The sequence below is a fragment of the Haliea sp. E17 genome (assembly GCF_048323675.1).
In the GTDB taxonomy this organism is placed as follows: Bacteria; Pseudomonadota; Gammaproteobacteria; order Pseudomonadales; family Halieaceae; genus Mangrovimicrobium.
The window spans coordinates 1,155,380-1,177,846 of the sequence record NZ_JBLWFK010000002.1 but is presented as its reverse complement, the minus strand read 5'-3'; the positions used below and the strand labels follow the sequence as shown (position 1 = coordinate 1,177,846).

Sequence of the window (22,467 nt, the reverse complement as noted above, 5' to 3'; positions counted from 1 at the left end):
GCTGAATCCGCCACACCCTCATCAACGCTTGCAGGATCGCGCCGTTAGCCGAAGCGGAAGGCCGACAACTGCACTTCGAGTACCTTGTCCGAGTAGATCTTGCGACCGCTGTCCCGGGCCGCGGCGCCGGCGGCCACCAGCAGGGGGATCAGGTGTTCCTCTGCGCCCGCCGGATGGCAGGCGTGTGCGTGGGGCGCCCGCGCCCAGGCGGCGAGGGCCCGATCGCGCTCCGCGGGCGCCGCTTCCACCGCTCCCGTCAGCCACTCGTCGAAGACCAGTGAAGGCGTGGTAAAACGCGGGTCGCCGTAGCCGCGCATGTTGTGGAAGCTCATCCCGCTGCCCACGATAAGCACGCCGGCATCGCGCAGGGGGGCCAGGGCCGCGCCCACGACAAGGTGTGCGGCGGGGTCCAGGTCCTGGCGCAGCGACAGCTGCACGACCGGGATATCGGCGTCGGGAAACATCAGCTTCAGGGGGATGAACATGCCGTGATCGAATCCCCTCTCGTGGTCCAGGCTGGTGTCAAAACCGGCTTCCGCCAGTGCCTGTGCAACCCGGCCGGCCAGCGCGGGTTCGCCCGGGGCGGGGTAGGCCAGCTGGTAGGTGTGTTCCGGGAAACCGTAGTAATCGTAGATCAGCCCGGGCTGCTGGCCGGCACTGATCCTGAACTCCGCGGCCAGCCAGTGTGCGGAGACCATCAGGATGGCCCTGGGGCGGCTGGGCAGGGCGGCGGCGAGCCCGCGCAGAAAGCCCGCCATGCCGTCCCAGGTGGCGGGCGGGTTCCACTGCATGAAAAAGCAGGGGCCCGCGCCATGGGGAATGAACAGTGTCGGCTGGGTGCAGGCAGGTGCGGGGGACAGTGTATCGTTCATGGTATCGGTCTACCTGGGCTGGTCGTGTTGGAGCCGGGCCTGCGCTTACGCTGGTGCGGAAGTGCAGGCCCGGTAAGTGCGTCGCCGCTCAGGCGCGCTGGCTGGACAGCAACCGGTCAAGGGAGAGCCGTCCGGCGCCGCTGAAAGCCAGCGAGACAGAGATGGCCAGCAGGGCGAGGCCGAACTCGTAGCCGTTGTTGCTCATGAACAGGCCGTTGCCAATGTGTACGCTGAGGATAGCCACCAGCATGGTAATCGCCAGCACGGCGGCCGCGGGGCGCACCAGCAGGCCGAGGAGCAAAGCGATGCCGCCGAAGAACTCGGCACTGCCGGCTGCCAGGGCCATCAGGTAGCCCGGCTCCAGGCCAATCGAAGCCATCCACTGGCCGGTGCCTTCCAGCCCGTAGCCGCCGAACCAGCCGAACAGCTTCTGCGCGCCGTGGGCGGCGAAAGTGATGCCGGCAGGGATGCGCAGGGTGGTAGCGCTCCAGCCGGCACGGGTCGCCAGCAGGGCATTGGCCAGGCGCGTGTTCAAGGTGTGTGCTCCCTGGGTCGAGGCAGTGGAGAATGTGTTTGAGTGGGTCAGTGTGCTCATGGTGAATCTCCTTGTGTCGTGTGTTGTCGGGTCACAACGGTGACTTGCCTTGCAGTTTATAAGTGGTTTTATTCGGCATAAACATGGCTTTAAGTGATTAACTGTTTCATAATTTGGAACAATGAACCCATTCCTGGAAATGCAGACCTTTATCGCGGTGGTTGATGCCGGGAGCTTTGTCGGCGCGGCGGATCATCTCGACCTGTCCAAGGCTGCAGTTTCCCGCCACGTCAACGAACTGGAAACCCGCCTCGGGGTGCGCCTGTTGCACCGCACCACCCGGCGCCTGTCGCTGACCGCAGAGGGCGAAGTCTTCCTGCTGCGCTGCCGCGAACTGCTCGCGGACCTCGAGGAGGCGGAAGCGGAGGCCTCTTCCGCCAGCGACACCGCCCGCGGCCTGTTGCGGGTGAACGTCCCGGTGTCCTATGGCATGCGCAAGCTGGCGCCCCTGTGGGGAGAGTTTCGCGAGCGCCATCCCCAGGTGGACCTGGACATCACCCTCGCAGACCGGGTTGCCGACCTGGTCGAGGAGGGCATTGACCTGGCCGTGCGCATCGGCACCCTGAGCAGCTCCAGCCTGGTCGCGCGCAAACTGGCGGTGGCGCGCCTGGTCATGTGCGCCTCGCCCGACTACCTCGACCGGCATGGGACGCCGGATCATCCCGAGCAGCTCAGGAACCACGCGATCATCGCCTACAGCTACTGGTCGGGGGGGGACGAGTGGCACCTGCAGGGGCCGGAGGGGACAGTCAGTGTGCGCGTCTCACCCTGTATTCGCAGCAATAACGGCGATACCTGTCGGGCGGTAGCCGTGTCCGGGCAGGGGATAGTGATGCAGCCGGATTTCCTGGTCGGCGACGATGTTGCCCGGGGCACGCTGGTTGAAGTACTGCCGGAATACAGTGCGAGTGAACTGGGGGTGTATGCGGTCTACCCCACGCGGCGGCATATCGCGCCCAAGGTGAGGGCGCTGATCGACTTTCTCGGCGAACGGTTGTGAAGGGCACGCTGGCAGGGGTTTCACTGAACGCGGCACAGGTCAGCAGCAGGCTGCGCTAGCCGGCATCCCGGACGAACCCGATTGCTGTCCGGGCAGGCGCACGACAAATCCTCCGGCTGCACGGGGCAGGGCGCGTCGGGTTTGTTGGCTTCGGCATGCCTGGGGTTACAATACGTCCTGCCCGGCGGCAGCCGCCATATTGCCCGCTGCGCCACCGGCCTGTCTCTCCGCGCCATCGACTGCACCCTGGAGTTGCATTCAGGGGCCGGCCTTGTGCGCGGCGAAATACAATAACAAGGGGAATCCGATGACCGGCACCACTGCCAACAACGACCTGCTCCATCCGACACGTATCTCGCCCATGCAGTGGCTGATACTGTTCCTGTGCATGCTGGCGAGCATGATCGAGGGCTTCGATATCGTCATTATTTCCTATACCGCGCCGGCCATCAGCCAGGACCTCGCGGTGAGCCCGGGCGAACTCGGTGTGGTGTTCAGCGCCGGGGTATTCGGCATGGCCTTTGGCGCCATGTTCCTCGGCGGCGTCTCGGACCGGCTCGGCCGGCGCATCGTGGTCAGCGCGGCCCTGCTGGTTGCAGGCCTGGGAACGCTGGCCGTGGCCTTCAGCGGCTCGGTCAGCGAACTGGTTATCTGGCGCGTGGTGGCAGGCCTCGCCCTCGGCGCGCTGGTCGCGACCCTGCCGGCCCTGGTCGGCGAATTCAGTCCCCTGCGCTACCGCACACTGGTGATCGCGGTATTGCTGGCCGCCGCCAATTTCGGCGGCTTCGCCGGCGGGCTGATTGTCGCCGAAGTGATTGCCGAGCAGGGCTGGCGGCCGATTTTTCTCTACACCGGCGCGCTGACTGTAGTCACCGCGCTGCTGGTACAGTTCCTGGTGCCGGAGTCGCTGGCCTTTGTCATGCGCCGGCACCGCGAGGCCGTGCTGGAAAAGGTGAACCGCACCCTGGCCTACATCGGCCAGGGCCAGGTCACCGAATTGCCGGTGCTGCCCGACGCGCAGAAAACCGAATCCGCCACGGTAAAGTCGCTTCTCACCCACGGGCGCGGAGCAACCACCTGGCTGCTGTGGAGCGCGTTTTTCCTTTCTTTCCTCACGGTGTACTTCATCAGCAGCTGGATGCCGAAGGTGCTGATCGGCGCGGGGTTGTCCCAGCAGGCGGCTATCCAGGGCACCACGGCGCTGCCCGCCGGGGCGATATTCGGCAATATCCTGATCGGCTGGCTGGCTACCTGGTGGCCCCTGAAGCGGGTTTTGCTCGCTGCATTTATTGTCGGCGGTGGCTGCATGGCCGTACTCAGCGGCATCCACGAGTCCATCGCCAGTATGCCGTTCTACCTGATCTGGCTGATGCTGCTGGTTACCGGCAGCGCCATGTTCGGCGCGTTCGGCAACCTCTACAACGTGGCCATGATTGTCTACCCGGTGCAGGTGCGCGGCACGGGACTGGGCTGGGCCGCCGGGCTCGGCAGGGCTGGGGCGGTGCTCAGCCCCTCGCTGGCCGGAGTGATGATCGCGGCGGGTTTCTCCATGCCCTCACTGTTTTTCTACTTCGCGATTCCGGCGTTTGCGGCGGGCGCCTGTGTGGCGTTTATCCGGATGCGTGAGCTCGACTGATCCGAGGGCACCCGGGCCCCCGTACTCCCGCGGATACCGCGCTGCAGTGGCATTACCCGCGGATTTCGCGGCGGCGTGTGCAGCCGCGAGCGCAAAGCGGGAGTGCGACCTGGTTCACGAAAAGTACAGATAGTTCTGGACACTCCCGTGGTGTGAACTAAGGTACTGGTTCAATCAAGCAATACATGTAGGCGCAAAGGTTTCAGGAAGAATCAGCCTACAGGGAGTGTGTATGGCTTTCAGAATAAGTAGTGGTGTTGTTCTTTTCGGCGTCGCGGTTTCGCTGTTGTCATCCCCCACGTTTTCCGCAGCGCCCTGCAAAGGTCCCAACAAGAACGATCCGGGTTGCCCCGGCACAGAGCCGGCACCGGCGGCGGCCGCGTCGACAGTGGTGGACAGCGTCACGGTCGACTGGGCGAACGAAAAAATTATCGTGCGCGGCGCGGATCTCGATACGGTGACCGATTTCACCCTGGGCGGCAGCGTTCCACTGACGCCCGGCGCCAGTTCGCCGACGCAAGTCGAGCTGTTGTTCGATGCCGACATAGCCGCGGCAGTCGCCGGGACTGGCAGCTATGCCCTGCAAATCGACGGTAGCGATGCGATTTCCATCTACTTCGTCTCCGCTGTGGTCGATCCCGCCGCTACCGGCTGTCCCTGCGCGGTGGACTGGGCGGCGGAACTCGTCGGGCTGTGGGGCGCGGCTGCGACCACCTGCTATGAGGTCAGCGCCACCGGCGTTGCCGACCTGGCGGGTACGGTCCTCACCGATCCCCTCGATTCGTCGGTTTATCCCCAGTTCCCGATTGGCGCCGCGTATTACGCAGGTGATCCGCTGCAATCGGTGTGTCGCCTGGTAGAGGTCAGCGAGACCGATCCCTACCAGCAGGACCTGGTCAATGTCCGCATCAACGCGGCGCAGCAGGCCGAATGTGCGGTCGCCCTGCAGACCAATGTGTGCGCAACCACGGAAACGGTACTGTCCCCCTGAGGGGAGGTCATCAGCAATGGACTCACGATGCCAGGCACACACACCCTTTTCCGGGTGTGACATGATCGCCACTCTCTCGCGCGCTCTCGCGGGTGCCGGACTGCTGTTCGCCACATCGCAGGTGGCGGCGCAGGATATTTACAGTATCCACGTGGACCGCGCGCAGGAAAAAATTGTCGTAACCGGGGTCGACCTCGACCTGGCGACCACGGTCACCCTCGGCGGGGTGGCGGTGATTCCCGCGGCGCCGGTGGCCTCGGGCCAGATGGAGATCCCCTTCGCCACCGCGGTCTACGACGCGGTGCAGTGGCAGGGAAGCTACAACCTGGTGCTGGATGGCAGCGAGCGCCTCTCGGTCTATATCGATGCGCCCATCGAGGCGCCGCCCGGACCGCCGGTCGGCGGCCTGGATTGCGCCTGTATTGGCGGATGGCAGTCGCAGGCGTCGGTCATTGCGAATAACGAGGCGTTTTGCCAGCCAATCTCCGACGGGAACCAGGTCGGGTATGTCGGTAGCAGTACCCTGGCTTTCAATCCGGGGCCAACGCCCTGGTGGCTCGCGGTGGCCTATGACTACGACCATCCCCAGGACTTCGATTACGCTGACCCGGGTTCCGCCCGTTCGTTTTGCGCCCTCGACGTGGATGCCGACGGCACCTTCGAAGTCGCGGAACCGGTTACCAACATCGATCAGTACGACGACTGTGTCGAGTGGCTCTTTTCGGAGTTGGTCTGCTTCTGATTAAACCCTGCCGAGGGTTTCAACTGCGCGCCGTCGTCGCTTTCTTCCCTGGGCGTAAGCGTTGCAGCAGCGCAGAGAGATCTTCCCGGTTGAGCGCTGTGAGCTCCCCCGCATCCAGGTAGGAACCGTGGCAGCTGACGCATGACTCATACCAGACCTGTCCGGAATCGACATTGAGCATCTGCATCATCTTGCCGCCGCAGCGCGGGCAGTTGTACCTGTTGATGCTGTCATGGCGCTTGCCGGTCCTGCGCGCGCCGGTATCGAGTTCCGCGGCGGCCTCCCGGCTGCGCAGCTTTTCCAGTTCGCCGGGGTCGAACCACAGGCCGCTGCAGCTCGCGCAGCGATCGATCTCCACGCCATCGTAAGACGTCATTTCCATGTCCGCACGGCACTTCGGGCAGCGCATGGCGCCGGACCAGAACATACCGGCCTCGCCGGCGCCGATGCCGGTGGTGTAACGCGGGGCGGGACGACCCGCGCGGGTCTTCCCGTCCGCTGGATGCTGCCGGTACAGTGCCAGCACCGCGAGCATGAGCAGCACGAGGCAGCCCAGCAACAGGTAGGACTCCGTGTAGCTGATGCCCTCGGCGACCAGTCCGTAGGCCTTGGCCCCGGCGGAGCTGCCGAGATTGGCGATGGACATGTAGACAGCAAAGCGGGTGGCAGACCCGCTGCCGGCGCACAGCGCCATGGCCAGCGCGATCATGCAGACCATGGTCATCGGCCCAAGTAGTATCCATACGGAAAGCATCACGCGCACGTAGAGTGTGTCCTGCCACAGGTGCTGGGTGAGGGCGAGCAGGAAGGCGTGCAGTCCCACCATGGCACTGGTCAGCAACAACATGGTCCGGGCGCCGAAGCGATCGATAAACGGCCCCAGCGCCAGCGCCGCCGCGGCGCCGATCAGGCCCATCATCGCCACCAGCTGAGACCACTGCGGCGTGCTGAAGCCGAAGAGTTTCACCGCCGCGATCGGCATCAGGGCGTGACCGTAGCCGGATACCAGCCCGTCACAGACCATGATCAGCATCAGGACGATGCTGGCCTTGCCCCAGAGCTCGCGGTTGAGTGCCCCCAGCTGTTTGCCAAGCGCCTCCGGTGGCCGGGCCTCGGCGACTGCCGCACCCTCGCTCCAGGGCAGCAGGCGTTCGCCCTCGTGTTCGCGCACCCGGAGGAAGAGGCACAGCACCAGCGCGGAGACCAGCGCCATTACCAGCCCGGTGACCGCGAACCCGAAATTTACCAGCAGCAGGCCGCACACCGCCGAGGATGCACCCCAGCCGACGGCCTTGCCGAAGGCCATGAAGGCGTTCAGCCGACCCTGTTCCTGAACCGGCGTGAGATCGATGGCCATGCCGTCGACCGCCACGTCCTGGGTTGCCGCGAAGACGTTCACCAGGGTGCCGAACAGCATCAGCATGCCCATGGACTGGGTGGGGTCTGGCACCAGCGCGAGTGACAACAGCGACAGGGTGAGGCCCAGCTGTGCACCGAGGACCCAGGGGCGGCGGCGCCCCATGGCGAGAAACTGGAATCGGTCCATCAGGGGACCGGAGAGCAGCTTGAAAGCCCAGGGCAGGGTGATGACGGCGAGATAGGAGGCGATCGCGCCGGCGCCCACATCGCGGCTGGCCAGCCACGCCGGCAGCGCGATGGCCAGCAGGCCGGCGGGAATGCCCTGGGCGAAATACATCATCGCACCAGTGGCGTAGCGGGTGCCGGCACTGGCGGCGAGCTCGAGCCTGATGGTCATGCGATTCCCCCCCGAAACACTGAAGGTTAGCCGCTTATGTGTGCGCTAACCAGTGAGGCGGGGGGATGTGTGCCGGCTGCTGCTCGCGCCTCAGTTGTCCAGCTGTTCCACCGAGGGTTCGCGCCGCCGGCGGGTGCGTGCGGGAACCATGTCCCGCATCGCCTCGAGCTTGCCGAAACACAGCAGCTTGTCGCCGGACTCCAGCTCCCGGTCGCGGCGCGGGTTGGGGATGACTTTGCTGCCCCGGTACAGGGTGAGGACGTTGATGTCCCGTTCCAGCAAACCGGTCTCGAGGATTTTCTGGCCGATAAACCGCGAGCCCTCGGGAACGTAGATCTCGCTCACGCCGTAGCCCTTGCTGACGGTCAGGCGCTGGCGCACGTCGATTTCGGGGAAATCCACCTGGGCGGCGATATAATCGATCACCGCGCCGGCGACGTCGAGGCCGGTGGCAGTCTCGATACCCTCCAGCCCCGGCGAGGAATTCACCTCCATCACCTGGGGGCCGGTTGCGCTTTCCAGCATGTCGACGCCGGCGACCCGCAGCCCCATGATCTGGGTGCAGCGCACCGCGGTTTCCGCGTAGGCCTCATCGAGTTCCACCGGTTCGGCGATGCCGCCGCGATGGACGTTGCTGCGAAACTCCTGGCCCTGGGCGACCCGGCGCATCGCGGCGACCACGCGATCGCCGACCACGAAGGCGCGGATGTCCTTGCCCTTGCTCTCGGCGACGAACTTCTGGATCAGCACGTTCTGTTTCTGGCTCTGCAGCAGCTCGATGATCGATTCCGCGGCTTTTACCGATTCCGCCAGCAGCACGCCGATACCCTGGGTGCCCTCGATCAGCTTGATGATCACCGGCGCGCCGCCCACCCGTTCGATGGCCGGCAGGACGTCCTTCTTGTCGCGCACGAAGGTGGTGCGGGGAATCCCGACCCCGTGGCGGCTGAGAATCTGCAGGCTGCGCAGCTTGTCCCGGGAATTGTTGATGCCGTGTGCGGTGTTGGCGCAGAACACGTCCATCTCCTGGAACTGGCGGACCACCGCGGTGCCGTAGTAGGTGATGGAGGCGCCAATCCGCGGCAGCACCGCGTCGTAGTGGCTGAGGTGCTTCTGGCGGTAGTAGAGGTCCGGTGCACCGCGCTCGAGGTCGATGGCAAATTTCAGGGTATTGAGCACATTGACCTCGTGGTCGCGCTGCTCCGCCGCCTCCTTCAACCGGCTGGTGCTGTAGTTATTTGGGCTGCAGGAAAGAATCGCGAGTTTCATCGTGAGTCCTTGTCAGTTGCTTGATTAGTTGGTGGGGGGGGCTTCAGGCGTTCTGGTGAGCGGTACAAAGGCGACCGGCAGCACCGACTGGCGGGCGACTTCCCCCGCCGCGTCCACTTCGACCACCAGCAGTTCCTGGTAGCCGTGCCGGGCGCCGACCGGGATCACCAGCTTGCCGCCGGGCTTCAGTTGGCGCAGGAGGGGGGGAGGCAGGTGTTCCGCGGCGGCAGTCACGATAATTCCGTCGAAGGGGGCGTGTTCCGGCCAGCCCGCGTAGCCGTCCCCGGCCCGCACGGTGACGTTGGTATAACCCAGGCGCTCCAGCACCGCCGTTGCGCTGTCGGCGAGAGAGGCGATGATCTCGACGCCGTACACCTGCGCCACCAGGAGTGAAAGCACGGCGGCCTGGTAGCCCGAACCGGTGCCGACCTCAAGTATGACGTCGCCGGGTTCGGGCTCCAGCAACTCCGTCATCAGGGCCACGATAAGTGGTTGGGAGATAGTCTGGCCGGCGGCGATGGGCAGGGCGGTATTCTGGTAGGCGCTGTCGCGATAAGCCGGCAGGACGAATTCCTCCCGGGGCACGGCGGCCATGGCGTCCATGACCCTGTCGCTCAATGTGCTGCGGCCGGTATAGCCGGCGGAGTCCGCCACCGAATCCCGGATCGCCTGCAGCATGGCCTGTCGCTCGGGAGGGATTTCCGACCAGCCCGTGTTGGATAGGGACATCAGCGCCACCGTCATGGCCCGGAGCAGCCCGGGCAGTCTGTGAGTTTTAGCCGCCACACCAGCAGTGTAGATCGTTCGCCAGGGGTTCGACAGCCGGGTTGGGTGGTGGGCTGTCAGCCGGCGGCGCTGTGCCGGTAATGTGGCGCCAAATGGCTTGCGCTTAACGCGCCGAGCTCGCCCATCAGGCGCTGAATCCGCTGTTTCCAGTTGCCGTAGCCCGCTTTCCTGACCGGCAGGGGCTGCAGGCGGGGATCGAGTTCGGCGGTATCCTTGATGTACAGCCGCCGGTTGATCTCGATCATGATCGCCGGGACCCGTGTATCCCCCGCGAAGCGCTCCGGCACCAGGCAGCCCGCATAGGGGTAATTTACCTCGACGCAATATCCCAGGCCCTCGATGAATTGCCGGCAGTGCTCCAGCAGCCACGCGGGCGTGTTGGCGCAGGTGCCGAGGCAGAAATCGGGGCGTTCCCGTTTGCCTTCGTCCTCGAAGGCAAAGGGTTTGTCGGCGAAACTGTGACAGTCCAGCAGCAGGCTGTAGCCCCACTGCTCGACCTGCTGTTCCAGCTGCGCCTCCAGGTGCAGGTGCCAGGGCCGGTAGTAGTTCTCGACCATCAGGGTGCGCTCGACCGCGGACAGGTCGCGGCGCAGGCGCACGCCCTGTGTGCTGTGGGTATAGATCAACCCCTGGCCGAACGCGGCCTTTTCTTCCAGTGCGTCATCCTCGAAGCGCTCCACATCCAGCGCCACCCGGCTGATCGGGGTCTGCGTCATCGCGATGCCGGGGAGGGCAAACAGGTCGTCTGCGTACCAGTCGGTGACGGCCAGCATTTCCCGCCACAACTCGGCCTCAGAACAGGTGAACTGGCGCTGGGCCGTCGCGGGAATGATGGTGCCCGCATGGGGAATATGCGCCGTGATGGGCAAGTTCGGTTTTGGGTACATGGCTACTCTCCTCGGTGGTTCGCCGGGTGTCGTTGGCATCGAGAGTGAGATTGGGAGAGTGGGGCGGGGGAACCTGGTTGGTTGCCTTGCGGCCACATCACTCCTTGGAGTCGACCACCTTGCCCAGGTTGGCAGGTTGGCGGGGCGGATGCCCTCTCTTGATGCTGGGGGAAGTTTACTCCTTTGGCGATGCCAGTCAAAGTGTAAATTTTTGCCCTTCGCTCGAATGGTTCAATCGCACCGGAGGAGCGTACGGACTGGTTCTGCTGCAGCGGGAGTGGATCATTCGCCCGGGTGAGTTACAGGTTTTTTTGGATTACTATCCCTGCACAAAGCAAAGAATTTTAAAGTCAGGTTGAACCGGCTGGTTCGAGATTTATAGTGGTTGCATCTTTGCGCCCGGTGTATGGCTTTTGAATACTCTTGTTTCCGCAACGCGACAGTTGAGATAAGGATTTACCCATGTCCCAAACCCTCTTCATCACCGGCGCCACCTCCGGCTTCGGCCTGGCCTGCGCCCGCCGCTTCGGCAGCGAAGGCTGGAACCTCGTCATCACCGGCCGCCGGGAAGATCGTCTCAGGGCGCTGGCGGATGAACTCAAGGGCCAGTGCCAGGTGCTGCCGCTGGTGCTGGATGTCACCGACACCGATGCGGTGAAGGCGGCCGTCGCGGCGCTGGAGCCGCCGTTCAGTGAGGTTTACACGCTGATCAACAACGCCGGGCTGGCGCTGGGAACGGAGCCGGCACAGGATTGCGACCTGGAGAACTGGCACCGAATGATCGACACCAACGTGAAGGGGCTGACCACGGTCACCCATTCGCTGTTGCCGAACATTATCCGTACGGGGAAGGGCGCCACGATCATCAATATTGGTTCGGTGGCGGGGCACTGGCCCTACCCGGGCGGCAATACCTATTGCGGCACCAAGGCCTTTGTCGAGCAGTTTTCCTACGCCCTGCGCTGTGACCTCGAGGGCACCGGCGTGCGGGTCTCCAACCTGGCGCCGGGGTTGTCGGAAAGCGAGTTCACCCTGGTGCGCACCGGCGGTAACCGGGAAGCCTATGACGCCACCTACGCCGGCGCGGAGCCGATCCAGCCGGAGGATATCGCCAACACCTGCTGGTGGCTGGCGACCCTGCCGCACCACATGAACATCAATTCACTGGAAGTGATGGCCACCCGCCAGACCTGGGGGCGGCTCAGCATCCACCGCGAGTAGCACGCCTTACAGCGACTGTTCGAGGGAAGCGCGCAGGGTGCCGATCATCTCGTCCACCTGGTCCCGGGTGATGACCAGCGGCGGGCACAGCGCCAGCGCGTTGCCCGCCACGTTGCGCACGATCAGGCCGTTGTCCTGGCAGGCCTGGGCGGTGCGTTTCGCCAGGTCGGCCGCCGGGGCCTTACTGGCCCGGTCCTCCACCAGTTCCAGCGCGCCGATCAGGCCGGCGCCGCGCACTTCGCCCACCGCTTCGATATCCGCGAACTCCGCCAGTCGCTGTTGCAGGTAGGCGCCGGTCTCGGCGGCGTGCTGGTAGATGCCCTCGCGCTCGTAGATTTCCAGGGTTTTCAGCGCCGCGGCGCAGGCCACGGGGTGCCCGGAGTAGGTGTAGCCGTGGCCGAACACGCCGACCTGTGCGCTGGCCTCGACCATCGGTTCATAGAGATCGCCGCGGATAATGGACGCGCTGATCGGGTAGTAGGCCGAGGACAACTGCTTGGCGAAGGTCATCATGTCCGGCTGCTGGATATTCATGGTGTCGCAGCCGAACAGGTGGCCGGTGCGCCCGAAACCGGTGATCACCTCGTCCGCCCAGAACAGGATGTCGTAGCGCTTGAGGATGGCCTGCACCTTCTCGTAGTAACCCGCCGGCGGCACGATCACCCCGCTGGCGCCGGTGATCGGCTCGGCGATAAACGCCGCGATGGTCTCTGGTCCTTCGGCCACGATCAGCCGTTCCAGGTTGCCGGTAATCCGCTCCACAAACTCCGCCTCGCTCTCGCCGGGCAGCGCGCCGCGATAGTAGTGCGGGTGATCCGTGCGCAGGATGCCCAGCGCCTCCAGCGGCGCATCGAAGTGGGCGAGGTTGGCGGGCAGGCTGGTCAGGGCGCCCGCGGCGACGGTCACCCCGTGGTAGGCGCGCTCGCGGGTGATGATCTTGCGCTTCTCCGGCTTGCCGATGATATCGAAGTAGTAGTGCAGCAGCTTGATGTGCGTGTCGTTGGCATCGGAACCGGAGTTGCCGAAAAACACCTTCGCATCCGGCGTGGGCACCATCGCCGCCAGCTTGTCGGCCAGGTCAATCACCGGCTGGTGCGTCTTGCCGCCGAAGGTGTGGCTGAAGGACAGCGTCTCCAGCGCCCCGCTGATCGCGTCGATCAGTTCGCGGTTGCCGTAACCGAGCCCGGTGCACCACAGCCCCGCCATCCCCTCCAGGTAGCGCTTGCCCTGCTGGTCGTAGACGTAGATGCCTTCGCCGCGGGCGATGTTCAGTTGCTCGGTAGCCGTGAGGTTGGTGGTGGGATAGATGACGGCGGACATTGGGGGGCTCCAGTCGTGAGGCTCAAATCATGTGATTGCCAAAGTATGTCAAGAAATCCGGTGTAATCGTGATAACCCCGAGGGGGGACGTCCTGGCGTAGTGCCGCCAAAGGAACAGCGCTAGGAACGAGCGCCTGTCATGGATGTTGCCCGCTGGAACCGTGAGGCGACAGGACGTCGCCGACCGAGCCTGCACAGGGATGTGCGTTTTTTGGCGTGTTCCAGCGGGCAACATCCATGACAGGTGCGTGATCGAACCTCCCAGCTTGGGCATTGTCATTAGACAGCGTCATTCGAACAGCGCCTGCAAATCCGGTTTCCACACATCTCTTGACCTTCCAGTTGCAGGAAGGTTTAGATTGAAGGCATGCTCACCAAAGGAGGTCCGAATGAACATCTCCGAAGCCGCCCGCCGCAGCGGGCTCAGCAGCAAGACCATCCGCTATTACGAAGAGATCGGCCTGATCGAGCCCGCCCGCCGCGCCGATAACGGCTACCGCCAGTACAGCGCCGCACAGGTGGAGGAAATGCAGTTCCTGTCCCGGGCCCGCAACGTCGGTTTTGACCTCGACGAATGCCGCCAGCTGTTGGGCCTGCACCGCGACCATTCCCGCCAGAGCCGCCACGCGCGGCAGCTGGTGCTGGAAAAAAGCGCCGACCTGCAGCGGCGGATCGATGAACTGGTCGCCATGAAAGCGACCCTGGAAGCCATGGCCGAACGCTGTCGGGGCGATGAAGGCCCGGAATGCGCGATTCTCGATGACCTGGCGACAGGCGGAGGCAGGGCATGAGCCACGACAAACATTGCTGCGAACCCACACCGCGGCCGGCCAGTTGCCACGCGGAGGCGGCCACCATCCCTGCCGCGAGTTGTCACGCTGCGGCTGCCACCGCGACGGCCCCCGGCTGCCATGCCGAACTGCAGCCCGCGGCGGATGCCTGCTGCGATACCCCGCAAAATCGCGACTATTTCCTGTGGACCTTCCTCGGCATTACCGCGGCGGCCTACCTCTACGGCGCCTTTGTGTCCCACGACCACACAACGGCGATCGGCATGTTCGCCGGCGGTATCTACGAACTGTTCAACCGGATGTGGTGGGGCCTGCTGGTGGGTATTTTCTTCGTCGGCCTGCTGGCGAAGGTGCCGCGGGACCTGGTGATGGGCCTGCTGGGGCGCCACGCAGGCTTAAACGGCATGCTGCGCGCCACCGCCGCGGGGGTACTGCTCGACCTGTGCAGCCACGGTATTCTCGCCGTGGGCATGAAGCTCTACGAGCGCGGCGCCAGCGTCGGGCAGGTGATGGCCTTCCTGCTGGCCAGCCCCTGGAACTCCTTCTCGCTGACCCTGATCCTGTTCGGCCTGATTGGAATCTGGTGGACGCTGCTGTTCATCCTGATTTCCGCGGTGATTGGCATTGTCACCGGCCTTATCTTCGACAGCCTGGTCCGCCGCGGTACGTTGCCGGAAAGTCCCTATCGCCTGGAGGCAGGCGAGGGCCGGCCGGTGGGCGAAGTCTGGAACGAAGTGCGGCAGTCCGCGAAGTTTTCCTTCAGCGGCCTCGGCGGCATCATCCGCGATGGGTTTGCCGGCTCCCGCCCGGTGATTCGCTGGACCTTCTTCGGCCTGGTGATCGCCGGGGCGATTCGCGCCTTCGTGCCGATGGAGGATTTCGCCACCTGGTTCGGCGCCAGTTTCACCGGCCTGGTCCTGACCCTGTTGGCCACCACCATTATCGAGGTGTGTTCGGAGGGCTCCACGCCGATCGCCGCGGACCTGCTGAACCGCGCCGCGGCGCCGGGCAACGCCTTCGCCTTCCTCATGGCCGGGGTGGCCACGGATTACACCGAGGTCATGACCATCCGCGAGACGGCGAAGTCCTGGAAGATCGCCCTGTTCCTGCCGCTGATCACGGTGCCCCAGGTGATGGTGGTGGGCTACATACTCAACCAGTTCTGAGCAACCGTCCCGCGCGCATTTATGGTCCGTGGGGCCTGCTCCCGACCAAAGCTGGTTATGAACAACGCTGTTGCCTAAATGCTTCAACCCCGGCGGTTTCTGGTTTACCATAGCGCCCCCAAACCAAGTCTGGAGGACAGGCAGTGGCCTTTAATGTTGTAGAACTGAAGCCCAATGTGGGTGCCGAGTTGCAGGCGACCCGCGAAGAATTCATGAGCGGCGAATACGCCGGGCAGATTCGTGATCTGCTGGAGGATCGCGGCGTACTGATTATCCGCGGTGCCAACTTCGACGATGAAGCGCAGCTGCAGTTCTGCCGCTCCCTGGGGGAGTTGATGGCCCTGGGTGGCCAGGAAATCTTCAAGATCTCCCTGGACCCCAAGACCAACCCGACCGCCGCTGAGTACCTCAAGGGATCGCTGCTGTGGCATATCGACGGCGCCATGGATGATGTGCCGTCCCGCGGCTCCATCCTCACCGCCCGCCAGCTGCCCGCCGCCAAAGAGGGCAACACCGAGGTGTCCAACACCTACAAGGCCTTCCAGGACCTGCCGGAAGACGAACAGAAGCGCCTCGAGGGCCTGCGCGTGGTGCACACCATGGCCGCTTCCCAGCGCCGTACCTACCCGGACGCCAGCGAAGAGCAGAAAGCCGACTGGGACAAGTACCCGCCCAAGGTGCACCCGCTGGTGTGGACCCACAAGTCCGGCCGCAAGTCCCTGCTGTGCGGCGTCTCCGCCGATTACATCGAGGGTATGGACCTGGACGAGGGTCGCGCGCTGCTGGAGAAACTGGACGCCCACTGCACCCAGGACCAGTATGTCTACAGCCACGAGTGGGAACTGGGCGACCTGCTGATCTGGGACAACACCGTGTCCCTGCACCGTGCCGCACCCTACACGCCGGACGGCGGCCGCCTGATGCACCGGGTGACCCTGGTCGGCGAGGAAGCGATCGCCTGATAGCGCGCAAGCGGTTTTGAGAACGCCGGCCCTGTGCCGGCGTTTTTGTTTGTTTGCCTAGAAGTCCGGCGCTGACTCGCCGCTGAGCCACTCGCCGCTCGCCGGATGCCTGAAGCCGATGTGGGTGGCGTGCAGCAGCAGCCGGTCCGCCATCCCCAGCGCCTCTTCGTGGGCGTACATGTCGCAGCCGAGAATGGGGTGGCCCAGCTCGCGCATGTGAATCCGCAACTGGTGTGAGCGGCCGGTCACCGGTTTCAGGCGCACCCGGGTGCGGTCCGGGTAGCGCGTCATCACCTCGTAGCGGGTGAGGGCGTGCTTGCCGCGCTCGTGGTCGATCATCTGCAGGGGCCGGTTTTCCCAGTCGCAGCGGATCGGCAGTTCGATCTCGCCACTGTCGTTTTCAACGATGCCCCAGACCACCGCCTCGTAGGTTTTTTCCACTTCCCGCCGCTGGAACTGGCGGCTGATCTCCGCGTGGGTGGGTTTGTCCAGGGGAATGACCATGATGCCGGAGGTATCGAGGTCCAGCCGGTGGACGATACTGGCGGTGGGGTAGTCCTGCTGCAGGCGCGAGATCAGGCTATCCTTGTTCAGGGGGTGGCGGCCCGGAATGGACAGCAGGAGGTGCGGTTTGCGCACCAGCAACAGGTGCGGGTCGCGGTAGAGAATCCTGGTGGCTTCCTGGCTGTGCGGGACTAGGTAGGGGGGCTGTTCGCTCATGTCGCGCATTGTATAGGAGGTCGCCTGCGCGGTGTGATTGCGGCGGGGAATTTTCTGCGTACATGTCGCAATCAATGGGTGAAGCAAACGCTGCGAACGCGGACAATGGCGGCTGCGACAATAATATTCTACAGGGGCCGCGGCGAATGGCCGCCGGGGAAGGAGTGCGCCGTACATGATGCAGCAACTGGGGCTGATGACCTTCTCCGCGCTGGTGGTGGGGTGCCTGCTGGCGATCTCGCTGATCAGCCAGATCCGCAAGCTGACCGCCAGGGTGGAGTCGCTCGAACGGCGGCTCGCTGCCCGCGACTCTACAACGTCCTCCGTCCCGGGCCGGCAGCCGGCGACGCCGGGCGCCGGTGATGCTGACGCGTTGACTGCGGCGGCCAGGAGCGTGCCGCCAGCACGGCCATCACCGCTGGAGGCGGGTTCCACAGGCAGGCCACCGTCGCGTGCAGCGACTGCGCCTGCGACGGCAGCGGGCGAGGTTGCGGGCAGCCCCGGTCCTGCGCAATCAGCCTTCAAACAGCGCAAGAGCTCCCCCGGTTTCGGGCACCGGCTCCGCATACACCTGCAGCAGTACTGGATGATCTGGCTCGGCGGCCTGTGTGTCGCCCTGGCGGGCATCTTCCTGGCCAGGTACGCCGTCGAGCAGGGTATGCTCGGCCAGCGTACCCGGGTGGCACTAGGCCTGCTCTGTGGCGCGGGCCTGCATGTCGCAGCGGAATTGTTTCGGCGCAAAACCGGGGAGTCCCATCCCGCCTTTGCCGCGCTGGCCGGCGGCGGCAGCATCACGCTGTTCGCGGTGCTGCTGGCCTCCATGCGCCTGTACGACCTGCTCAGCCCGGGGACCACCTTCGTGTTGCTGGCCCTGGTGGCCATTCTCACCATGTGGCTGGCGCGGCTGCAGGGCCCATTCCTCGCCGCCATCGGGATCGTCGGCGCCTACCTGGTGCCGGTGCTGGTCTCCAGCGGCGAGGGGCGCATCCTGGTGGCGCTGGTATACGCCCTGATCATCAGCGCCAGCGCGCTGCTGCTGATGCGCTACGTGTTCCGGCCGTGGCTGTGGTGGGCCTTCGTGGCGGGCGCCGTCGGCTGGTGGATGATCAGCCTGGGCAGTGCCGATGCGGACTACCTGCGCGGCTACTACCTGGCGGCGGTGGCATACCTGATGCTCTGCCTGCCCTACCTGGACTGGTTGCTGCGCCAGCGGGTGGAGTTGCCGTCGCTGCGCTTTCACCGCGCCATGTTCAAAACGCTGGAACCGCCGCTGGAGCGCTACTACCCGCTGACCTTCGGGCTGCTGGGCCTGGCCCAGTGCCTGTCGGTTCTCGAATCCCCCGGCCTCGCCCAGGCCTTCTGGATCTGGAGCCCGCTGCCACTGGTGGCGCTGGTCGCCGCCCGCAACCGGGAGAACCTGAACGCGATTCCCTGGCTGCTGCTGTTGGCGACCTGTGCCACCTGGGTGCTGACCCGGCTGGGGGATGGCGACCTGTTGCAGTTCCCCGTGCCGGAAAACCGCCAGTTCCTGGTCTACCTCGCAGCGACTGCGGCGCTCTATACGGTCCTCGCGCTGCGCAACCTGCGGGTCAACCGCTTCCCGGGCATCTGGAGCTCACTGGCTGCGCTGGCGCCGCTGTTACTGCTGGCCCTGGGCTACCTGCTGACATCGAGGATGCAGGTCTCCCTGCAATGGGGCCTGTGCGCGCTGACTGTCGCGCTGGTCTACCTCGCGCTCGCTGGCGCCGTGCTGAAGCGCAGTGATATCGAGCAACTGGTGATCTGGTTGTTGTTCGGCGGGCACTTCGCCTTCTCGCTGGCGGCCATAGCGGTACTGGAACAGGCACAACTGACCCTGGCGATTGCGCTGCAGATGGTATCGCTCGCCTGGATCATGCAGCGCTTCGCGGTAACCGGGCTCGGTTGGCTGCTCAAGCTGATCGTCAGCGTGGTTATCGTACGCCTGACCCTGAACCCCTGGCTGGCGACCTACCCGGAGGCCGGGCACTGGTCCCTGTGGACCTACGGCGGCGCGACGCTGTGCGCGGTGCTCGCCTCGCGGATGCTGCAAGCCACGCCCATGCTTTCGCGCTGGACGGAGGGCGCCGCGCTGCACCTGTTCGTGCTCACCCTGTGGACGGAGTTGCGCTACTGGCTGTACGACGGCGCTATTTTCAGTCACCAGCTGGAGTTTCTCGAAGTGGCGATCTACATGCCGCTGTTCGGGCTGGTCGGGCTGGTGTACTACCGGCGCAGCCTGGTCAGCCAGAGCCTCGCCTTCCTCTACCAGCGTTTTTCCGTGGTGCTGGCCTGCCTCGCGCTACTCTGCTACCTGGTGATTCTGATGTCGACGCTGGCCAGCAAGGCGTGGGTGGTGAATGCCATCGGTGCTACCCCGATAGCCAACCTGAGCCAACTCGCCTTCGGTGTACCGGTCCTGCTGGGATTGCTCTACGGCTGCTTCCATGACCGCCGGTACCGCAACATGGCCTTCGGATTTTGCGGGTTGGCGCTGTTCGCCTACGCCTCGATCCAGATACGCCACCTTTTCCAGGGTAGCGTGAGCCTGCACGGCGGTGCTTCGGATGCCGAACTGTATACCTATTCGATTGTCTGGCTGGCGATGTCGATCGTGACGATTCTCGGCGGCGCCTGGCGCCTGGGGCAAACGGTGTACCGGGCAGGCATGTTGTTGCTGGCGCTGGTGATCGGCAAGTTGTTCCTGGTGGATATGAACGACCTGGAGGGCCTGCTGCGCATCGCCTCGTTCATGGGCCTGGGTATTGCGCTGCTCGGCATTTCCTACCTGCACCAGCGGATACAGCGTGCGGCAGTGCGTGACTGATGGACGCCGCGGTGCATTGACGGTGCAGGCCGACGGGGCAAAAACTTGACGGCGGTGAACCGCTGGCTACAGTGAGGAGTGAGCGGTTCATTTCAATAACAGCAGCCTGCAGGGGACAAATCTATGAACTGGTACCTGGATGTTCTGAAAAAATACGCGGTATTCGATGGCCGGGCACGCCGCAAGGAATACTGGTTTTTTGTGCTGTTCAACATCATCGCACTGTTGGTGCTTTCCTTTGTCGACAGCCTCTTCGGCACCTATGACCCGGAAGTGGGCGTCGGTATCCTGAGCGGTATCTACTGCCTGGCGATTTTCCTGCCCGCCCTGGGCGTGGCCATCCGGCGGCTGCACGATACCGATCGCAGCGGCTGGTGGATTCTCGTGGGATTCATCCCCCTGATCGGCGGCATCGTACTGTTGGTGTTCTACGTGCTCGACGGCACACCGGGCAGCAACCGTTTCGGCCCCAATCCCAAGGGAGTCGAGGGAGGCATGGCGGCTGAGGCCTGAATCACCGCTCCCCTGCGCCGACCAGGCTGAACGGCTGGCGGCGCGCATTGCGCAAACCATTCCGGGCGGCGAATTGCAGGTTCAGGCGCTCCCCGTGCTGCCCGATCTTCGCCTGCTGTTGCTGGCTACCGATTATCCGCGCCAGGCGCTGGATGCACAGGCGATGGCCCGCATCATGGACGACCCGCTGTACTGGGTATTCTGCTGGGCCTCCGGGCAGGTGCTCGCGGAATTCATTTTCGAAAACCCGGCCCTGGTAGCAGACAGGCGGGTGCTCGACTTCGGTTGCGGCTCCGGCGTGGTCGCCATTGCCGCAGCGCTTGCCGGCGCGGCGGAAGTCATCGCCTGCGACATCGATCCCCTCGCGCTGGAGGCGACTGCCATCAACGCACAGTTGAACGGGGTCAGCCTGACACTCAGCGATGACTACCATGCGGTGACGGGAGCAGTGGACCTGATCACCGTTGCCGATGTGCTCTACGACCGGGAAAACCTGCCCTGGCTGGCGGAATTTGTGCAGCGGTCACCCGCGGTGCTGGTGGCGGATTCGCGGGTGAAGGATTTTGATTTTCCGCCCTACCAATTAATCGACAGGCGTGAGAGTTGCACCTTGCCGGACCTGGATGAGTCGGCGGAGTTTCGTACGGTTTCAATATATCGGGCTGAAAAACAGAAATTGACGGATTGAAGGGAAGCGCTAATGGGTTTTTATAAATTGCTCGAGATTTTTGAAAATTGCTACAGCGTCGCCCAGGGGAGAATGTTTTGACGGTACTTGTGCCCATGCGGGAGGAGGAATTCAACCTCTTCCTGCTGTCCTCGGCTACGGCCTACGCGGATGACAACATCAAGTCCGGCAGGTGGTTACCGGAAGGCGCACACGACAGGGCAATATCAGAGTTAAGGGATTTACTGCCACAGGGCATCGATACGCCAGATAACTATCTCTTTGAAATCCTCGCGTCGCCGGATGGTGCCGCTGTCGGCTATATCTGGTGCGCCATTCAGGACAATCACGGACAACGCAGCGCCTTTGTCTATGACGTGGAAATCAAACCGGAATTCCGCCGGCAAGGCTACGCAACCGATGCTTTCATCTCTATTCAAGAGCACTTGGCAGCGTTGGGGCTGGAGAGCATTGGCCTACATGTTTTTGCGTTCAACGAAGGAGCTATCGCTTTGTACAAAAGGCTTGGCTTCGAGGTGACGGGGGTCAACATGCAAAAGAAACTGAACGAGCGCCTTACGTAATACACTTCGGCCGATGACGTGGCGCTACCTTGCAAGTGATTGCAGGCGGTGCAATTGCAGAGGTCCGCTTTCGCCTATATGCAGTCACTACGTCGCATCTCTGGATATTGGCTAGAGGTGACTTAAACCCTTGACATGCAGTTAATAAAGCGAGGGCAGAGAAGTTTGCCGTGAATTCGAACTGCATACATTGGCGACTAACGGGTCCCTACTTTTCTCCGAAGGTATTTCCCGGGGAAAACAATCAGGTTGCGTTTTAAAATCATGGCTCTCCCTTCTTCCTCGCTTGCTTGATAGAGTGCGCTCTCACGTCTCCAGTCAATGCCAAAAAATCAACCGTCCGCAAAGTGATTTCATACATGGACGTTGCGGGGATTATGAATGCACAAATACGATTCCATCTGCCTGGTAACATTTCATTTGATAACCGTAAAATAGTTCCCATATCCCGGCACAAATTTGAAGACACTTCACCCTGATAAAGCATTGCAGTTCAAGAACGGAGCAGCAGGCAGCGGACTTTTTTCGATACGCCGGTTGACCGGGGCTGATTTGTGACCAATGCAACTGACAAGTAACACGACACGGCGTTAGCGGGTTTGGGCGGCTCCGGCGATACGTAGCCGCTCGCCCTGAATTGCGCACAAAACAATGGAGAAACACATGTACAAGGTACTCCACTTCATTAAGCGAAAATCACACCTGACCCACGAGCAGTTCCGGGATCACTTCGAGCACTCGCACGCAGCGATGGCGATAAAGTTCTGCGGACACCTTTTTACATCCTATCAACGTAATTACTTCACCCAGGTATACACTGGCGGCGATTCACGCGAGCCGAACAGCGGTTACGGGCCTCGGGAATGGGAGTGGGATCTCATATCCGAGTGGATTCTGCCTGACGAGGCATCACTCGAGGAAATCTACCGGATCATGCTGCAGCCTGAAATCGATGCGCTCTTTCGTGCCGACGAGGATCGAATCATCGATCGCGCTGCAACGGTCACGATTCCCTGTGAGGTGCGCGATACCGGGACTGTATTCGAGCCAAAGGGCACGGTCTTCGATACCCCCAGCGGCGAGCCGTCCTGGGATTGAAAATCCACTCTCCAGTGGATTCGGGGCGGCATTCCGGCGGCACCTC

Annotated in this window: 21 protein-coding genes, 1 pseudogene and 1 riboswitch; of the genes and pseudogenes, 13 read left to right on the top strand and 9 right to left on the bottom strand. The window is 63.5% G+C overall.

What is annotated here, in order from left to right; all coding sequences use genetic code 11:
• Positions 1–44: 44 nt before the first annotated feature.
• Positions 45–872, bottom strand: a complete 828-nt coding sequence (locus ACNKU3_RS08325; RefSeq protein ID WP_418258950.1) for a DODA-type extradiol aromatic ring-opening family dioxygenase — start codon at positions 870–872, stop codon at positions 45–47.
• An 88-nt stretch (positions 873–960) separates the two neighbouring features.
• The gene (locus tag ACNKU3_RS08320) at positions 961–1,407 is read right to left on the bottom strand and encodes a DoxX family protein (protein ID WP_418259042.1); all 447 of its coding nucleotides are present in this window, start codon (positions 1,405–1,407) and stop codon (positions 961–963) included.
• A gap of 181 nt (positions 1,408–1,588) precedes the next feature.
• Between ACNKU3_RS08320 and ACNKU3_RS08315 the strand changes: the two genes are divergently transcribed.
• The 4 genes from ACNKU3_RS08315 to ACNKU3_RS08300 all read left to right on the top strand — a co-directional run bounded on the left by ACNKU3_RS08315 (position 1,589) and on the right by ACNKU3_RS08300 (position 5,836).
• The gene (locus ACNKU3_RS08315; RefSeq protein WP_418258949.1) at positions 1,589–2,467 is read left to right on the top strand and encodes a LysR family transcriptional regulator; all 879 of its coding nucleotides are present in this window, start codon (positions 1,589–1,591) and stop codon (positions 2,465–2,467) included.
• 307 nt (positions 2,468–2,774) lie between these two features.
• A complete protein-coding gene (locus tag ACNKU3_RS08310) occupies positions 2,775–4,103 on the top strand; it encodes an MFS transporter (protein ID WP_418258948.1) in 1,329 nt (442 codons plus the stop codon).
• Positions 4,104–4,335: 232 nt separating this feature from the next.
• Positions 4,336–5,094: a hypothetical protein gene (locus ACNKU3_RS08305; protein ID WP_418258947.1), complete on the top strand. Its 759-nt coding sequence runs from the start codon at positions 4,336–4,338 to the stop codon at positions 5,092–5,094.
• 16 nt (positions 5,095–5,110) lie between these two features.
• The gene (locus ACNKU3_RS08300; RefSeq protein ID WP_418258946.1) at positions 5,111–5,836 is read left to right on the top strand and encodes a hypothetical protein; all 726 of its coding nucleotides are present in this window, start codon (positions 5,111–5,113) and stop codon (positions 5,834–5,836) included.
• 19 nt (positions 5,837–5,855) lie between these two features.
• Here ACNKU3_RS08300 and ACNKU3_RS08295 read toward each other — a convergent pair whose 3' ends face one another.
• From ACNKU3_RS08295 to ACNKU3_RS08275, 5 genes and pseudogenes are all read right to left on the bottom strand, one after another.
• A complete protein-coding gene (locus ACNKU3_RS08295) occupies positions 5,856–7,592 on the bottom strand; it encodes an MFS transporter (RefSeq protein ID WP_418258945.1) in 1,737 nt (578 codons plus the stop codon).
• 90 nt (positions 7,593–7,682) lie between these two features.
• The gene (locus ACNKU3_RS08290) at positions 7,683–7,937 is read right to left on the bottom strand and encodes a cation:proton antiporter regulatory subunit (RefSeq protein WP_418259041.1); all 255 of its coding nucleotides are present in this window, start codon (positions 7,935–7,937) and stop codon (positions 7,683–7,685) included.
• A pseudogene (rimK, locus tag ACNKU3_RS08285) lies at positions 7,938–8,861 on the bottom strand (30S ribosomal protein S6--L-glutamate ligase); the annotation flags it as partial.
• A 24-nt stretch (positions 8,862–8,885) separates the two neighbouring features.
• On the bottom strand, positions 8,886–9,590 hold the full coding sequence (locus ACNKU3_RS08280) for a protein-L-isoaspartate(D-aspartate) O-methyltransferase (protein WP_418258944.1): 705 nt from the start codon (positions 9,588–9,590) through the stop codon (positions 8,886–8,888).
• A gap of 113 nt (positions 9,591–9,703) precedes the next feature.
• Positions 9,704–10,534: an N-formylglutamate amidohydrolase gene (locus ACNKU3_RS08275; protein WP_418258943.1), complete on the bottom strand. Its 831-nt coding sequence runs from the start codon at positions 10,532–10,534 to the stop codon at positions 9,704–9,706.
• 67 nt (positions 10,535–10,601) lie between these two features.
• Positions 10,602–10,704, bottom strand: a riboswitch (SAM-I-IV-variant riboswitch).
• Between the two features lie 292 nt (positions 10,705–10,996).
• Between ACNKU3_RS08275 and ACNKU3_RS08270 the strand changes: the two genes are divergently transcribed.
• A complete protein-coding gene (locus ACNKU3_RS08270) occupies positions 10,997–11,755 on the top strand; it encodes an SDR family NAD(P)-dependent oxidoreductase (RefSeq protein WP_418258942.1) in 759 nt (252 codons plus the stop codon).
• 6 nt (positions 11,756–11,761) lie between these two features.
• Here ACNKU3_RS08270 and ACNKU3_RS08265 read toward each other — a convergent pair whose 3' ends face one another.
• On the bottom strand, positions 11,762–13,075 hold the full coding sequence (locus ACNKU3_RS08265; RefSeq protein ID WP_418258941.1) for an aminotransferase: 1,314 nt from the start codon (positions 13,073–13,075) through the stop codon (positions 11,762–11,764).
• A 389-nt stretch (positions 13,076–13,464) separates the two neighbouring features.
• On the opposite strand from ACNKU3_RS08265, the gene cueR reads away from it, so the two are divergent.
• From cueR to ACNKU3_RS08250, 3 genes are all read left to right on the top strand, one after another.
• On the top strand, positions 13,465–13,866 hold the full coding sequence (gene cueR / locus ACNKU3_RS08260; protein ID WP_418258940.1) for a Cu(I)-responsive transcriptional regulator: 402 nt from the start codon (positions 13,465–13,467) through the stop codon (positions 13,864–13,866).
• Positions 13,863–15,032, top strand: a complete 1,170-nt coding sequence (locus ACNKU3_RS08255; RefSeq protein ID WP_418258939.1) for a permease — start codon at positions 13,863–13,865, stop codon at positions 15,030–15,032. Before cueR ends, ACNKU3_RS08255 begins: the two co-directional genes overlap by 4 nt.
• Positions 15,033–15,175: 143 nt before the next feature.
• The gene (locus tag ACNKU3_RS08250; protein WP_418258938.1) at positions 15,176–15,994 is read left to right on the top strand and encodes a TauD/TfdA dioxygenase family protein; all 819 of its coding nucleotides are present in this window, start codon (positions 15,176–15,178) and stop codon (positions 15,992–15,994) included.
• 57 nt (positions 15,995–16,051) lie between these two features.
• Here ACNKU3_RS08250 and ACNKU3_RS08245 read toward each other — a convergent pair whose 3' ends face one another.
• On the bottom strand, positions 16,052–16,714 hold the full coding sequence (locus tag ACNKU3_RS08245; protein ID WP_418258937.1) for a pseudouridine synthase: 663 nt from the start codon (positions 16,712–16,714) through the stop codon (positions 16,052–16,054).
• A gap of 175 nt (positions 16,715–16,889) precedes the next feature.
• Here ACNKU3_RS08245 and ACNKU3_RS08240 point away from each other — a divergent pair, with 175 nt between their 5' ends.
• The 5 genes from ACNKU3_RS08240 to ACNKU3_RS08220 all read left to right on the top strand — a co-directional run bounded on the left by ACNKU3_RS08240 (position 16,890) and on the right by ACNKU3_RS08220 (position 22,421).
• Positions 16,890–19,559: a DUF2339 domain-containing protein gene (locus ACNKU3_RS08240; protein WP_418258936.1), complete on the top strand. Its 2,670-nt coding sequence runs from the start codon at positions 16,890–16,892 to the stop codon at positions 19,557–19,559.
• A gap of 123 nt (positions 19,560–19,682) precedes the next feature.
• Positions 19,683–20,072 carry a DUF805 domain-containing protein gene (locus ACNKU3_RS08235; RefSeq protein WP_418258935.1) on the top strand — a complete coding sequence of 130 codons (390 nt, stop codon included), beginning with the start codon at positions 19,683–19,685 and terminating at the stop codon, positions 20,070–20,072.
• Positions 20,073–20,166: 94 nt separating this feature from the next.
• The gene (locus ACNKU3_RS08230) at positions 20,167–20,760 is read left to right on the top strand and encodes a class I SAM-dependent methyltransferase (protein ID WP_418258934.1); all 594 of its coding nucleotides are present in this window, start codon (positions 20,167–20,169) and stop codon (positions 20,758–20,760) included.
• Between the two features lie 77 nt (positions 20,761–20,837).
• Positions 20,838–21,323 (top strand): GNAT family N-acetyltransferase, encoded by a 486-nt coding sequence (locus ACNKU3_RS08225; protein WP_418258933.1) that lies wholly within the window; start codon positions 20,838–20,840, stop codon positions 21,321–21,323.
• A gap of 663 nt (positions 21,324–21,986) precedes the next feature.
• Entirely contained in the window at positions 21,987–22,421 is a 435-nt protein-coding gene (locus ACNKU3_RS08220; protein WP_418258932.1) for an EthD domain-containing protein, read from the top strand.
• Positions 22,422–22,467 lie beyond the last annotated feature (46 nt).